Source organism: Achromobacter sp. DMS1, assembly GCF_001270295.1.
Map to the genome: position 1 here is coordinate 1 of NZ_LHSJ01000159.1, position 13,573 is coordinate 13,573.

Annotated in this window: 9 protein-coding genes, 1 tRNA gene and 5 pseudogenes; 9 read left to right on the forward strand and 6 right to left on the reverse strand. The window is 68.3% G+C overall.

Features of this window, described 5'->3' with window-relative positions:
- The 3 genes and pseudogenes from AD428_RS17240 to AD428_RS17250 form a co-directional block, all read right to left on the reverse strand.
- Window positions 1-451, reverse strand: a 451-nt coding sequence (locus AD428_RS17240; protein ID WP_255352267.1) for a Bug family tripartite tricarboxylate transporter substrate binding protein, incomplete at its 3' end; no start/stop codon positions are given.
- A 48-nt stretch (window positions 452-499) separates the two neighbouring features.
- Window positions 500-1,388: pseudogene (gene nadC / locus AD428_RS17245) on the reverse strand (carboxylating nicotinate-nucleotide diphosphorylase).
- Window positions 1,389-1,483: 95 nt separating this feature from the next.
- Window positions 1,484-2,417, reverse strand: a pseudogene (locus AD428_RS17250) (NUDIX hydrolase).
- A gap of 180 nt (window positions 2,418-2,597) precedes the next feature.
- Here AD428_RS17250 and AD428_RS17255 point away from each other — a divergent pair.
- Window positions 2,598-2,831 carry a hypothetical protein gene (locus AD428_RS17255; protein WP_053245993.1) on the forward strand — a complete coding sequence of 78 codons (234 nt, stop codon included), beginning with the start codon at window positions 2,598-2,600 and terminating at the stop codon, window positions 2,829-2,831.
- 68 nt (window positions 2,832-2,899) lie between these two features.
- A pseudogene (gene mnmH / locus AD428_RS17260) lies at window positions 2,900-3,982 on the forward strand (tRNA 2-selenouridine(34) synthase MnmH); the annotation flags it as partial.
- Window position 3,983: 1 nt separating this feature from the next.
- Here the strand turns inward: mnmH and AD428_RS17265 are convergent.
- Both AD428_RS17265 and gloB read right to left on the reverse strand, forming a co-directional pair.
- Window positions 3,984-5,170: pseudogene (locus tag AD428_RS17265) on the reverse strand (transglycosylase SLT domain-containing protein); the annotation flags it as partial.
- A 7-nt stretch (window positions 5,171-5,177) separates the two neighbouring features.
- On the reverse strand, window positions 5,178-5,999 hold the full coding sequence (gene gloB, locus AD428_RS17270; protein WP_053245994.1) for a hydroxyacylglutathione hydrolase: 822 nt from the start codon (window positions 5,997-5,999) through the stop codon (window positions 5,178-5,180).
- Between the two features lie 21 nt (window positions 6,000-6,020).
- Here gloB and AD428_RS17275 point away from each other — a divergent pair.
- The 7 genes and pseudogenes from AD428_RS17275 (at window position 6,021) to AD428_RS17305 (ending at window position 13,123) form a co-directional block, all read left to right on the forward strand.
- Window positions 6,021-6,799 (forward strand): annotated as a pseudogene (locus AD428_RS17275) (class I SAM-dependent methyltransferase).
- A gap of 46 nt (window positions 6,800-6,845) precedes the next feature.
- Window positions 6,846-7,316 carry a ribonuclease HI gene (rnhA, locus tag AD428_RS17280; RefSeq protein ID WP_053245995.1) on the forward strand — a complete coding sequence of 157 codons (471 nt, stop codon included), beginning with the start codon at window positions 6,846-6,848 and terminating at the stop codon, window positions 7,314-7,316.
- A gap of 160 nt (window positions 7,317-7,476) precedes the next feature.
- A complete protein-coding gene (locus AD428_RS17285) occupies window positions 7,477-8,565 on the forward strand; it encodes an efflux RND transporter periplasmic adaptor subunit (RefSeq protein ID WP_053245996.1) in 1,089 nt (362 codons plus the stop codon).
- Window positions 8,566-8,613: 48 nt separating this feature from the next.
- Window positions 8,614-11,727, forward strand: coding sequence for an efflux RND transporter permease subunit (locus AD428_RS17290; protein WP_053245997.1), 3,114 nt, complete (start codon window positions 8,614-8,616; stop codon window positions 11,725-11,727).
- 6 nt (window positions 11,728-11,733) lie between these two features.
- The gene (dnaQ, locus tag AD428_RS17295) at window positions 11,734-12,468 is read left to right on the forward strand and encodes a DNA polymerase III subunit epsilon (protein WP_053245998.1); all 735 of its coding nucleotides are present in this window, start codon (window positions 11,734-11,736) and stop codon (window positions 12,466-12,468) included.
- A gap of 61 nt (window positions 12,469-12,529) precedes the next feature.
- Window positions 12,530-12,604: transfer RNA gene (locus tag AD428_RS17300), tRNA-Val, on the forward strand.
- 351 nt (window positions 12,605-12,955) lie between these two features.
- Window positions 12,956-13,123, forward strand: a complete 168-nt coding sequence (locus AD428_RS17305; RefSeq protein ID WP_152968133.1) for a hypothetical protein — start codon at window positions 12,956-12,958, stop codon at window positions 13,121-13,123.
- A gap of 9 nt (window positions 13,124-13,132) precedes the next feature.
- Here the strand turns inward: AD428_RS17305 and AD428_RS17310 are convergent, their stop codons facing one another.
- The gene (locus tag AD428_RS17310; RefSeq protein WP_053246000.1) at window positions 13,133-13,399 is read right to left on the reverse strand and encodes a hypothetical protein; all 267 of its coding nucleotides are present in this window, start codon (window positions 13,397-13,399) and stop codon (window positions 13,133-13,135) included.
- Between the last annotated feature and the right edge of the window lie 174 nt (window positions 13,400-13,573).

Below are 13,573 nucleotides of genomic sequence, written 5' to 3' on the forward strand. Positions count from 1 at the left end.
CCAGCGCCTCGCCCAGCGTGCGCCACGGCGACGAGGCGGGCGCCACGAACACCGACGGCACGAACGCCACATTGATCACCGCCTGGAAATCCTTGCGGGGCGAAAAACCCAGGTCGCGGTATACGGCGGGATTGATCGCAAACGAGCTGTTCACCATCAGCAGGGTGTAGCCGTCGGGCGGCGCCTCGGCCACCGCGCGCGCGCCGATGTTGCCGCTCGCGCCGGGCCGGTTCTCCACCACCACCGGCTGGCCGAGCCGCGACTGCAGGCTGCCGCGATGCGACGTGCGCCGCAAGTCGGTGCCGCCTCCCGGCGGAAAGGTGACGATGACGGTGATCGGCTGGCTGGGGTAAGCCGCGGCCTGGGCCGCGGACTCGCCCGAAGGCGAATTGCCGCAGGCGGCCAGCGACAGGGCCAGCGCGGCGCCGGCCAGGCGGAACAGGGATTTCATGGATGATTCCTCTCGTTGAACCGGCCCGCCCCGGCGGGCGGCGCGGCTTCAGGCGTCCAGGCCGATGTCCAGCACCCGCGCGCTGTGCGTAATCCAGCCCACGGCGATCTGGTCCACGCCCGTGGCAGCCACCGCGGCCGCCGTCTCGGGCGTAATGCGGCCCGAGGCTTCGGTGACGGCCCGGCCGCGCGCCATGTCCACGGCGGCCCGCAGCTCGTCCAGGCTCATGTTGTCCAGCAGCACCACGTCCACGCCCAGGGCCAGCGCCGTCTCGAGCTGGGCCAGCGTGTCGACCTCCAGTTCGACCTTCACCATGTGGCCCACGCCCGCGCGCGCCCGGCGCACGGCTTCCTCGACGCCGCCCGCCAGGGCGATGTGGTTGTCCTTGATGAGCACCGCGTCGTCCAGCCCGTAGCGGTGATTGCTGCCGCCGCCCACGCGCACCGCGTACTTCTGCACCGCGCGCAATCCGGGCAGCGTCTTGCGGGTGCAGGTGACGCGCGCGCCGTGACCGGCCACGGCGCGGACGATGGAAGCCGTGGCGCTGGCCACGCCGCTCAGATGGCAGAGGAAATTCAGCGCCACGCGTTCGGCGCTGAGCATGCGCGCGAGCGTTGCCGCTGATGCGCGCGATTTCCTGGCCCGGCGACAGCGCGCTGCCGTCGCGCAGCGCGGGCTCGAAGCGGATGTCCGGGTCCATGGCGCGAAACGCCAGACGCGCCCAGGTCCAGGCCGGCCCAGCACCCCTTCCTGGCGCCGCCACCAGCCGCGTCTGGGCGCTGGCGTCCGCCGGCACGATCGCGTCCGTGGTGAGGTCGCCCGCGCGGCCCAGGTCTTCCAGCAGCGCGGCGCGCACCAGCGGTTCCAGCATCACTTCCGGCAGGGGCGCGACCGCCGCGGGGCGTTGGCTGCCGGATGCGTCTCCAATAATGCTCATTTTGAGTATTTCCAGGACAAAAAATAGCGCGCAGGGATTGCGCGCTATTTATGCTAGAGATGAGTATATCGTTTGTCAAGCCGGCCGCGGCCCTCTCAGGGCCCGCGCGACAGCGGCAGCTTGCTGCCGGCAATGGCGCGTTCGAGGAGCACGTCGCGGCGGAAGCGGAACAGCTTGGCGGGCCGTCCCGCCGCGCCGGTGGCCATGCCGCCGGTTTCCTCCACCAGCGCCTGCTGCTCGATCAGACGGCGGAAGTTCTGCTTGTGCAGCGCCCTGCCCGCCAGCGCCTCCACCGCCTGCTGCAACTGGAGCAGGGTGAACTGTTCGGGCATCAGCTCGAACACCACGGGCCGGTACTTGATCTTGGCGCGCAGCCGGGCGATGCCCGTGGCCAGGATGCGCCGGTGGTCGTGGCGCATGGAGGCGCCCGGCAAGCCGCTGGCGCCGCCGCCGCGGCGGCGCAGGGCCTCGTCGACCAGCCCGGCCTCGAACAGCAGCTCGTAGAGCTGGAAGCACCATGTCTTCGTTCCAGGCCGCGCCGTCCAGTCCGAAGGTAATGGCCGCCCGCTGGCGCCGCCGCGCCCGCGCGGCCTCGTCCGCGCCCTGCGCGCACCAGTCCAGCAGCCTGGGCACGATCTGCGCGTCGATCACCGCCGGCGCGCCCGCGCGGCGGTCTTCCCACGGGAAATACCGGTACCAGTCCTGCCAGCCCACCTGCGCCACGCCGGTTTCGCCCGCCTCGCGGGTCAGCGCCAGGTAGCTCACGGAAATGACGCGCGCGCCCGCCTCGTCGGAGCGGTCGCCATCGGCAAAGGTGTACAACTGTTCCACGTAGCCCAGCGGATGATGCGTCTGGGCCTCCACCCAGGCCCGCAGGCCGGCCTGCAACGAACGGTGCGACAGCTCGAACGGACCCGCCGGCAAGGCGCTGGCGTCGCCCGTGGTGAGCACGCGCGGCTCGCCCTGGGTGACCGCGACGAGCACCGCGACGAGTTCGGCATGGACGGAACGTTCTACGGATTCGGTCAAAGTGGCGTTTATCGAGAGAAAGCGGGACGGCCCGACGGGGCGGCCGGATTATACGGGGCGCATTCTGCAACAGCCCCTTGCAAACGTGACATGCCAGCGCGCGCGCCGGCCCCTAAGATGGTAACGGTACCAGTGCCAGGGCGCAGCCCTCCCGGCGCGCCCGCCAGCGGAGACGTCATCATGCTGAAAACCGTTCCCCCGCCCCCCGATCCCAAACCCGCGGACACCGCGGAAACCAACCCGCCCGTCGATCCGCGCAAGGGCACGGAAGTGTTGCCCATGCAGGACGAAAGCTCGCCCGTGACGGCGGGCATGCCGCGCCGGGGCCGCGCCATCGTCGCGCCCGGAGAGCCCGGCATCATCACGCCGGAGGACGACGTGCTCGACACTTCCTACGACCACCGCAATGGCTGAAGGCCCGGCCGCGGCGGGCGGGCGGCGCGTGCGAGAATGCCGGATCTCCCGCAAGCATTGCTCCGCCCGTGAAACACCTGCTCGCCGGCCTGGACCGGCTGGAAGAATTCGACGAAATCATCGACGCGCGCTCGCCGCTGGAATACGCCGAAGACCACATCCCCGGCGCCATCAGCGCGCCCGTGCTCGACAACGAAGAACGCGCGCTGGTCGGCACGCTGTACAAGCAGAGCTCGCCGTTCGAGGCTTCGCGCGTCGGCGCGGCCATCGTCGCGCGCAACATCGCCCGCCACCTGGAAACCACCTTCGCCGGACGTCGGCCAACTGGCGGCCGCTGATCTACTGCTGGCGCGGCGGCAAGCGGTCGGGTTCGATGACCGTCATGTTCAACATGATCGGCTGGCGCGCCCGCCAGCTTGACGGCGGCTACAAGACCTACCGCAAGGCGACGCTGCGGGCCCTGGACGAACTGCCCGCCCGCATGCGCTGCATCGTGCTCACCGGGCCCACCGGCAGCGGCAAGACGCGCCTGCTCCAGGCGCTGGAACAGGCCGGCGCGCAGACCCTGGATCTCGAAGGCCTGGCCGCCCATCGCGGCTCGCTGCTGGGCGCCCGGGCCGGCGTGGCCCAGCCCTCGCAAAAGCGCTTCGACACCCTGCTGGCCGTCCGCCTGCGCGAGCTGGACCCGTCGCGCCCCGTCTTTGCCGAAGCCGAGAGCCGCAAGATCGGCCAGGTTTCGCTGCCGCCCGGCCTGCTCGACGCCATGCACGGAGGCCAGTGCGTGGAAATCGTGTCCTCCCGCGAAGACCGCAGCGCCTTCCTGCAGCACGACTACGCGCACCTGTTCGACGACCCCGCGTGGCTGAAGGCGCAGCTGCAGCGCCTGCTCGGCCTGCATAGCCGCGACGTCATCGCGGCGTGGCAGCGCATGGTCGACGAAGGCCGGCGCGCCGAGCTCGCGCTCGATCTCATCGACAGGCACTACGACCCGGCATACCGGCGCAGCTCGCACGCGCATTTCGTGAATATCGCGCGGGCGCTGCGCATGGACTTCCGCCCCAACGCGGGGCACGAAGACCTGCTCGAACAGGCGCGCGCCTGCTGGCGCGCTCGATCAGGCCGGCCAGCCCGCCTGAAACCGCGCCCCGCGCNTCGTCCGCCTCGACTTCGAGCGCGCCCACGGGCGCCGACAGCGAGGCGAGCTGCACGCCGTTGTTGCCCGGGTCGCCCGGCACCAGCAGCGACTGCCCGCGCGCCACTTTCTGGCGCGAGCCGATGTCGTTGATGTCGCGCAGCCGCTCCAGCGGCACGCCGAAGCGCTTGGCGATGGCGGCCAGCGATTCGCCGCGGCGCGTGTGATAGATCTTCCAGGAGCTGAGGTCGCCCTTGTAGTTGGTCAGGTTGGCGTTGAAGATCTCGACGCGGTCGGCCGGCAGCAGCAGCGTGGGCGCGTGATCGCCGCGGATCACCGGGCGGTTGAAGGACGGATTCAGCGCCTTGAATTCCTCCAGCGGCATCTCGGCCAGCTTGGCGGCGATCTCGACATCGATGTCGCTGTTTTTCTGCACCGTCACGAAATACGGGGTGTTGCCCACCGGCGGCAGCGCCACCGCGTAGCGCTGCGGGTCGGCGATGATGTTCTTGATCGCCTGCAGCTTGGGCACGTAGTTGCGCGTCTCGTCGGGCATGGACAGCGACAGGTAGTCGGTGGGCAGGCCGGCCGCCTCGTTCTTGGCGATGGCGCGCTGCACCGAGCCTTCGCCCCAGTTGTACGAGGCCAGGGCCAGGTACCAGTCGCCCTGCATCTCGAACAGCTTTTCCAGATAGTCCAGCGCCGCGTAGGTGGAGGCGATGGGATCGCGGCGCTCATCGCGCCACCAGTCCTGCTTCAGGTTGAAGTGCTGGCCGGTGGCCGGCACGAACTGCCACAGGCCGGAGGCCTGGGAACGCGACAGGGCGGTGGGGTTGTAGGCGCTTTCCACGAACGGCAGCAGCGCCAGCTCGGTGGGCAGCCCCCGGCGGTTGATCTCGTCGACGATGAAATACAGGTACTTGCCCGCGCGCTCGGCCATGCGCTGCACCGACTCCGGGTGCGACGCGTAGTAGTCCGTCCATTGGCGGGACAGGTCGGTGTTCAGGTTGGGGATGGCGAAACCGCGGCGGATGCGGTCCCAGGCGTCGGCGGGCGGGTTGGTGAGGTCCACCGTGCGGGAGGTGTCCCGGGCGATCAGGCGCCCTTGGGAGTTGGTGGTGAGATTCTTGCTGTCGTGAGTCTTGGTTCCTGCGCAACCGGCGAGGACTGCCAGCATGAGCGGCAGAAGGAGTCGGGCTAGATTCATCGGGCGATCACTTGAAATCGTTCTTCCATTCACGAAGCGAGGCGAAGACCTCGGCGGGCGCCAGGGGCGAGCGCCCCGCGTGCCGTTCGGCGGCGTGCGCGACGCCGGATTGACGAGTCCGCAAGAACGGATTGATTGCGCATTCCTGGCCGATGGTGGACGGCAGGGTGGGAAGATCTTGCGCGCGCAATTGCCGGGCTCGCTGGTAGCACTGGTGCAGGCTTTGGTTGTCGGGATCCACCGCCAGGGCCCAGCGCAAATTCGCTAGAGTGTACTCGTGTGCGCAAAAAACCTTTGTATCCGCAGGTAAATTGGCGAATTTATCCAAGGAATCAAGCATTTGCGCGGCCGTGCCCTCGAACAGGCGGCCACAGCCGCCCGAAAACAGCGTGTCGCCGCAGAACAGCACGGGTTCCTCGCCGCCCGCCCGTCCCGCATAGGCGATGTGCCCCGCCGTATGCCCCGGCACGTCGAGCACCCGCAGGTCCACGTCGAGCTCGGGCAGGATCACCCGGTCGCCCTCGGCCAGCGCCACGTCGCAGCGCGGCAGGCGTTCGCGCGCCGGCCCGTATACGGTGAGGCCCTTGATGCGTGACAATTCCGGAACGCCGCCGACATGATCGCCGTGGTGGTGCGTGAGTAGAATGGCGCGCAGCTTCAGGCCCTGTTCGTCGAGCCAGCGCAGCACGGGCGCCGCCTCGCCCGGGTCGACCACGGCGGCCAGTCCGTCGTGGGCGAAGGCCCAGATGTAGTTGTCCGTGAAAGCGGGCAGGGGTACGACCGCGGCATTGCGCTCGCGGCCGCCGGCGGGGGCGGTCGGGGCTTGCATGGATTCCAAGGAACAGAGAACGTGGCAGAAGAAACTCCGCCGATTGTAGAACTGGCCGAATGGTTCCAGACTCCGCCCGGGCAATATGTCCTGGCCTGGGAGCGCGCGCAGTTCGACGCGGCGGTCTCGGATGTCTTCGGATATTACGCCTGGCAGGTCGGCCTGGGCGACCTGAACCTGCTGCGGGCGAACCGCATGCCGTTCAAGGGCTACGTGGGCGCCGAGATGCCCGGCGCGACGCGCGCGCCGGCTGGCAGTCGCGTGTGGCGCTGGCCGAGCCCGAGGCCCTGCCGTTTGAGTCGCAGAGCGTGGACCTGCTCATCCTGCCCCACACCTTCGAATGCACGCCGGACCCTCACAAGGTCCTGCGCGAAGTCGAACGCGTGCTGGTGCCGGAAGGGCGCGTGGTGATCTCCGGCTTCAATCCCTGGAGCCTGTGGGGCGCGCGCACGCGCATGCCGGGCATGGAGCCCTGGCTGCCCCAGCCGCCGTCTTCCCAGGTGTCGCTGGCGCGGCTGAAAGACTGGTTCAAGCTGCTGTCGCTGGAAGCCGACGACAGCCGGTTCGGCTGCTATGCGCCGGCCTGCCGCACCGAGAAATGGCTGCAGCGCTGGAGCTTCATGGAGCGGGCCGGGGCGCGCTGGTGGGGCCTCGGAGGGGCCGTCTACATGGTGGCCGCGGTCAAGCGGGTGGCCGGCATGCGTATCATTGGGCCTGCCTGGAAAACCCGGCCGAAGCGCGCGCGCGCGGCATCGGTCGTGGTCAACCGCCAGGCCCGGGACCGGCTGGACGGCTTCTGATCCGGCCGGATGCACGCAGTACGATACAAGGAATGCCAGCAGCGCCATGGAGCACGACAAGCCCAGCGAACAAGTTGAAATGTGGACGGACGGAGCCTGCAAGGGCAACCCGGGACCGGGAGGATGGGGGGTGCTGATGCGCGCGGGCGCGCACGAAAAGACCATGCACGGCGGCGAGGCGCTCACCACCAACAACCGGATGGAACTGCTTGCCGTCATCCAGGGGCTGCGGGCGCTGAAGCGGCCTTGCGCCGTCATCATCCATACCGATTCGCAGTACGTCATGAAGGGCATGACGGAATGGCTGGCCAATTGGAAGCGGCGGGGCTGGATGACCGCCGACAAGAAGCCGGTCAAGAACGCCGAGCTTTGGCAGGCGCTGGACGAGCAGGTGGGCCGCCACCGGGTGTCGTGGCGCTGGGTGCGGGGCCATGCCGGCGATCCGGGCAACGAGCGCGCCGACCAGCTGGCCAACGAAGGCGTGGCGGCCGCCCGGCGCGGCCGGCCCGCGGCATGAGGATAAACCCTGGTTTTGGGGGGCGGGGGCCCCGTCGCGGCGGCTGGAATGTTCCAGTATGTAAACGCGGGTGCTAAAGTGCCTACCCCGCCCACGATCCCGGGCCCCCGGGCTGGGGCATGACCGGGGCGGTTCCCCTTCCATTCTCCTTCTTACGCGCATGAAAAACGCAGTACTGCTGTCCGCCCTGGCGGCGGGATTGGCCGTGGGGGCCGCGCTGGGCGTCTATGCGCCGCGCTGGCTCGCGCCGGCCGGCGGCCAGGCCGGCGCCGTCGCGACCGCGCCCGCAACGCAGGCGTCCAAGGCGGCGGTGCGCGTGCAGGTGGGCCAGGTCAAGGAAGTGCCCTTTCCCCGCGGACTGTCGGCCGTGGGCAGCCTGCGTTCCGACGAGTCCGTCATGCTGCGTCCCGAAGTCGCGGGGCGCATCCAGGCCATTGAATTCAAGGAAGGGCAGCCGGTGCGGCGCGGCCAGACGCTGATCCGGCTGGACGACTCCGTGCCGCGCGCCGAGCTGGAGCAAGCGCGCGCCAATCTGACGCTGGCGCAGAGCCACTATCGCCGCGCGGTCGAGCTGCAGGGCAAGGGTTTCGTCAGCCAGCAGGCGCGCGACGAGGCGGCCAGTACGCTCAAGGTGCAGCAGGCCGCCGTCTCCCTGGCGCAGGCGCGCCTGGACAAGATGACGATCTCGGCGCCCTTTTCCGGCATGGTGGGGCTGCGCAGCGTTTCGGTGGGCGATTACGTCAGCGAAGGGCAGGATCTCGCGCCGCTGGAAGCGATCGATCCGCTCAAGGTCGATTTCCGTGTGCCCGAGATGTACCTGAGCAAGGTCCAGGTGGGGCAGCGCCTGCTGCTGCGCCTGGACGCGCTGCCCGGCGAAGAACGCGAGGGCGCGGTCTACGCCGTGAGCCCGCTGGTGGACGCGGGCGGCCGCTCCATCCTGCTGCGCGCCACCGTGGCCAACCAGGATGCCAAGCTGCGGCCCGGCATGTTCGCGCGCGTGCAGCTCTATTTCCGCGAGGACAAGGCCCTGGTCGCGCCGGAGGCCGCGCTGGCGCCCTCCGGCGAAACGCAGTACGTCTATCGGGTCAGGGACGGCGTGGCCGAGCGCCGCGAAGTCACGATCGGCGAGCGCCGCGAGGGACAGGTCGAAATCCTCACCGGCGTGGTCGCGGGCGACCAGCTCGTGGTGTCCGGCCTGCAGCGCGTCACCGACGGCGCGCCCGTGCAGGTCGTGGGCAGCGGCGCCTGACGGCGCGCGCCTGGGGTAACGCGCCCCAATCTCTCAGGAGCGGTTTTCATGCGCATTTCCGAAACCTGCATCAACCGGCCTGTCTTCGCCTCGGTGTTGTCGCTGATCATCGTCCTGATCGGCCTCATCTCATACTCGCGCCTCTCGGTGCGCGAGTACCCCCGCATCGATGAGCCCATCGTGTCGGTGGACACCACCTACAAAGGCGCCTCGCCGGAGGTGATCGAGTCCCAGGTCACCAAGCCCCTCGAAGACCAGCTCGCCGGCATCGAGGGGGTCAACGTCATGACCTCGCGCAGCCGTTCCGAGCGCAGCCTCATCAACATCAAGTTCAACCTGTCGCGCGACCCCGACGCCGCCGCGGCCGAGGTGCGCGACAAGGTGTCGCGCGCGCGCCGCTTCCTGCCCGACGAGATCGACGAGCCCATCATCGGCAAGGTCGATGCCGATTCGCAGCCCATCATCTACATCGCGGTCGAGGCCGGCTCGTACTCGGCCATCCAGACGTCCGACTACATCAACCGCTACATCAAGACGCGCCTGTCGGTGCTGCCCGGCGCGGCCGAAGTGCGCGTCTTCGGCGAGCGCCTGCCGTCCATGCGGATTTACGTGGACCGCGACAAGCTCGCCGCCTATGGCCTGACGGTGCAGGACGTGGAATCGGCGCTGCGCAGCCAGAACGTGGAAATCCCCGCCGGCCGCATTGAGTCGCGGGCGCGGGAGTTCTCGGTGGTGTCGTCCACCGACCTGCAGACGCCCGCGCAGTTCGAGGACGTCATCGTCGCCAACGTGAGGGGGTATCCGGTGCGGATGCGCGACGTGGCCCGGGTGGAAATCGGGGCCGCCAACGACCGCGTCCTGTCGCGCTTCAACGGCAAGTCGGCCATCAATATCGGGCTCACACGCCAGTCCACGGCCAACCCGCTGGAGCTCTCTCAGGCGGTGCGCGAAGAAGTGGCACGGCTCAACGAAACCCTGCCGGCGGGCATGAAGCTGAACATCGCCTACGACTCCTCGGTGTTCATCGAACGCTCCATCGATTCGGTGTTCCACACCATCGGCGAGGCCATCGTGCTGGTGGTGCTGGTGATCTTCTTTTTCCTGCGCAACCTGCGCGCCAGCATCATCCCCATCGTCACCATTCCCGTGTCGCTGGTGGGCGCCTGCGCCCTCATGTACCTGTTCGGCTTCTCCATCAATACGCTGACGCTGCTGGCCATGGTGCTGGCCATCGGCCTGGTGGTGGACGACGCCATCGTGGTGCTGGAGAACATCTTCCGCCACATCGAAGACGGCATGCCGCGCAAGCAGGCCGCGATCAAGGGCTCGAAGGAAATCGGCTTCGCCGTGGTGGCCATGACGCTGACGCTGGTCACCGTCTATGCGCCGCTGGCGTTCGCCACCGGCCGCACCGGGCGGCTGTTCATCGAGTTCGCGCTGGCGCTGGCGGGCGCCGTGCTGGTGTCGGGCTTCGTGGCCCTGACGCTCACGCCCATGATGTGCTCGGTGCTGCTGCGCCACCAGAGCAGCCACAGCCGCTGGTACAACCTGATCGAAGGCTGGCTGGTGGCGCTGGGCAACGGCTACAGCCGCCTGCTGCGCGGCGCGCTGCGCCACCGCGCGCTGGTGGTGACGGTGGGGCTGCTGGTCGCGCTGGCCAGCGGCGTGCTGTTCAAGATCGTCAAGAGCGAACTGGCGCCCATCGAAGACCGCGGCGTGGTGTTCGGCATCGTGAACGCGCCCGAGGGGGCCACCCTGAACTACACGCTGGAAAGCATGATGGGCATCGAGAAGTTCTACGATGCCATTCCCGAGGCCAGCGGCGTGCAGATGACGGTGGGCTTTCCCACGGTAACCGACGGCACCGCCATCCTGCGGCTCAAGCCCTGGGAGCAGCGCACGCGCCGGCAGCAGGAAATCACCCAGATGCTCCAGCCGCAGTTCGCTTCCCTGCCCGGCGTCAAGGCCTTCCCCACCAATCCGCCGTCGCTGGGCCAGTCGGCGCGCTCCAAGCCGGTGGAGTTCATCATCATGAGCCAGGCGTCCTATGCGGAGCTGTCCCGGCTGACCGACGTGTTCCTGGAGGAGTTGCGCAAGTATCCCGGCCTGATCAACCTGGACACCGACCTGCGCCTGAACACGCCCGAGCTGCGGGTGCGGGTGGACCGCGACAAGATGGCCGACGTGGGCGCGAACGTGGACACCGTGGGCCGCACCCTGGAATCCATGCTGGGCGGCCGCCAGGTCACGCGCTACAAGGACGAGGGCGAGCAGTACGACGTCATCGTGCAGGTTACGCCGCGCGATCGCGCCAATCCCAACGACATCTCCGGCATCTACGTGCGGGCGCGAGACGGCAGCATGGTCCAGCTCGACAACCTGCTCAGCGTGCACGAAGGCGTTTCGCCGCAATCGCTTAACCACTTCAACCGGCTGCGCGCCGTCAAGGTCGAGGCGGCCGTGGCGCCCGGGTATGCCCTGGGCGAGGTGCTGACCCACATGCACCAGGTGGCGCGCGACGTCCTGCCTCATACGGTGGTGACCGACCTGGACGGCCAGTCGCGCGAATTCCGCGACTCCTCCGGCAGTATCTACCTGGTGTTCGGCATGGCGCTGGCGTTCATCTACCTGGTGCTGGCCGCCCAGTTCGAGAGCTGGCGCAATCCCTTCATCATCATGCTTTCGGTGCCGCTTTCCATGACCGGGGCGCTCCTGGCGCTGTGGCTCTCCGGCGGCACGCTGTCGATCTACAGCCAGATCGGGCTCATCACCCTGGTCGGCCTCATCACCAAGCACGGCATTCTCATTGTCGAATTCGCCAACCAATTGCGCGACGAGGGGCTGGAGCTGATGGACGCCGTGGTCCGCGCCAGCGTGCTGCGCCTGCGGCCCATCCTGATGACCACGGGCGCCATGGTGCTGGGCACGGTGCCGCTGGCGCTTTCGCAGGGCGCGGGGGCGGAATCGCGGCAGCAGATCGGCTGGGTGCTGGTGGGCGGCCTGATGCTGGGTACACTATTGACCTTGTTCGTCGTGCCGGTGGCCTATTCCCTGATCGCCTCCGCACGCAAGAAACCCGGGCGGGCCGCGCACGACGCGCATCCGCCGCCAGCCCCGCAGCGGCCCGCCTCGCCGCCGGAAGCCCGCCCAGCGTCTGAATAGAGTCTTATGCGCCAGATCATCTTCGATACCGAAACCACCGGCCTGGATCCCGCCCAGGGCCACCGCATCATCGAGATCGGCTGCGTGGAGCTGGTCAACCGCATGGTGACGGGCAACAACCTGCACCTGTACCTCAATCCCGACCGCGACAGCGACCCCGAGGCGCTGGCGGTCCACGGCCTGACCACCGAGTTCCTGTCCGACAAGCCCCGCTTCGCCGACATCGTCGACGACTTCGTGAAGTTCATCGAAGGCGCGGAAATCATCGCGCACAACGCCAGCTTCGACGTCAAGTTCTTCAACGCCGAACTGGCCAAGGCGGGGCGCGGCCCGATCACCGACTACTGCGCCGCCGTCACCGACTCGCTGCTGCATGCCCGCTCGCTTTTCCCGGGCAAGCGCAATTCGCTGGACGCGCTCTGCGATCGCTTCGGCATCTCCAACGCTCACCGCACGCTGCACGGGGCCTTGCTCGACTCGCAGCTGCTGGCGGAGGTCTGGCTGGCCATGACGCGCGGCCAGGACGCACTGCTGATCGACACCGACGAGAACGACAAGGCGAACGGCGCCGGCATGGTGCTGGCGCGCTTCGACGCCTCGGGCCTGCCGGTCATCAAGGCCAGCGATGAAGAACTCGCCGAGCACGATGCTTACCTGCAGGCGCTGGACAAATCCGCGGGCGGCGCCTGCATCTGGCGCAAGCTGGAAGCGCCCGCCGAGACGCAGGCCGAGGCCGTTTGAGGAAATAGGCCAGGGCACTTGCACGCTTTCAAAAAAGCATGCTAATATTTTGCCTCTTTCGGGGTGGTTAGCTCAGTGGTAGAGCACTGCCTTCACACGGCAGGGGTCACTGGTTCGAACCCAGTACCACCCACCAGCATCCCAGAAGGGCCGGTCGCTTGCAAAAGCACCGGCCCTTCGTCATTTGCGGCCAGCCGCTGCATTTGATGACCGCTGTCGTTCACTGGCTGCTGTCATTGACGGCTGGCCGGCCGCCTTTGGGCCGCCCGTTTTCTCGCTTTCTTTCAGGCAACCCACCTTGCGGCCCTTTTTTTGCGCCGATTGGGTAAGCTTGCCTTGATTTGCCGCAATCGGGGCTGCCGGGCTTGCGCCGGGCACGCACCCGTCCTGCTTATGATGGAGATTGCGGGAGTACGGCGCAAACCCCATGGCGCAAACCCCCATGGCGCAGACTGCCCATTCCGGCCCGCGCATTCAGGAGAAAGCGATGCACCCCAGTACCAACACCATGTTGATCATCATCGTCACGGCAGTGGCGCTCATGCTGGTGGGGTTTGGCATGCGTGACCGCAACCTGGGGCTGGGCCTCATGGGCATCGGCCTCATCACGGCTATCGCGACCATCGTCTACAAGGCGTACATCACTTTCTATTGACGGCATCCGTCATTGCGGCAGCGCCTGGCCGAGCAGCTCGGCGACGAGGTCGTTGGTGGACACACCCCGTTCGGCGGCCAGCGCGCGCAGCCTGTCGGCCTGGGCTTGCGGCAGCTTCAGAGGGAAGGGCACCAGCCCGGCGGCCTGGTCCCGCTTGCGCTGCTCGCGGCGGTCGGGCGCTTGGGAGGCGGCGCCGAAGCGCGCCGGCGTGCCGGCCTGCTTGAGCTGGCCGGCCAGCTTGAGCGCCTGGTTTTTCTGCAAATCGAATTTGTTCATGAAGATTCCTCTGTGGGTGCGCCATCATAAGCGCATGCCGACCGGCGCGGCGGAGGAATATCGCCTCGCCGCCTACAGCGGCAGCGCGCGCCGCATATAGCAGGCGCCCGGCCCGTAGCCCGCCAGCTTTTCCCGCAGTCCCGGGGCCGCGGGCGCGGGCTCGTATCCCCGCCG

What these genes read in the sequence shown, in the direction of transcription:
- AD428_RS17255 (WP_053245993.1), top strand. Translation starts at nt 2,598, where the DNA reads ATGCTGAAAACCGTTCCCCCGCCCCCCGATCCCAAACCCGCGGACACC.
- gloB (WP_053245994.1), bottom strand. Translation starts at nt 5,999, where the DNA reads ATGCAAGCCCCGACCGCCCCCGCCGGCGGCCGCGAGCGCAATGCCGCG.
- rnhA (WP_053245995.1), top strand. Translation starts at nt 6,846, where the DNA reads ATGGAGCACGACAAGCCCAGCGAACAAGTTGAAATGTGGACGGACGGA.
- AD428_RS17285 (WP_053245996.1), top strand. Translation starts at nt 7,477, where the DNA reads ATGAAAAACGCAGTACTGCTGTCCGCCCTGGCGGCGGGATTGGCCGTG.
- AD428_RS17290 (WP_053245997.1), top strand. Translation starts at nt 8,614, where the DNA reads ATGCGCATTTCCGAAACCTGCATCAACCGGCCTGTCTTCGCCTCGGTG.
- dnaQ (WP_053245998.1), top strand. Translation starts at nt 11,734, where the DNA reads ATGCGCCAGATCATCTTCGATACCGAAACCACCGGCCTGGATCCCGCC.
- AD428_RS17305 (WP_152968133.1), top strand. Translation starts at nt 12,956, where the DNA reads ATGCACCCCAGTACCAACACCATGTTGATCATCATCGTCACGGCAGTG.
- AD428_RS17310 (WP_053246000.1), bottom strand. Translation starts at nt 13,399, where the DNA reads ATGAACAAATTCGATTTGCAGAAAAACCAGGCGCTCAAGCTGGCCGGC.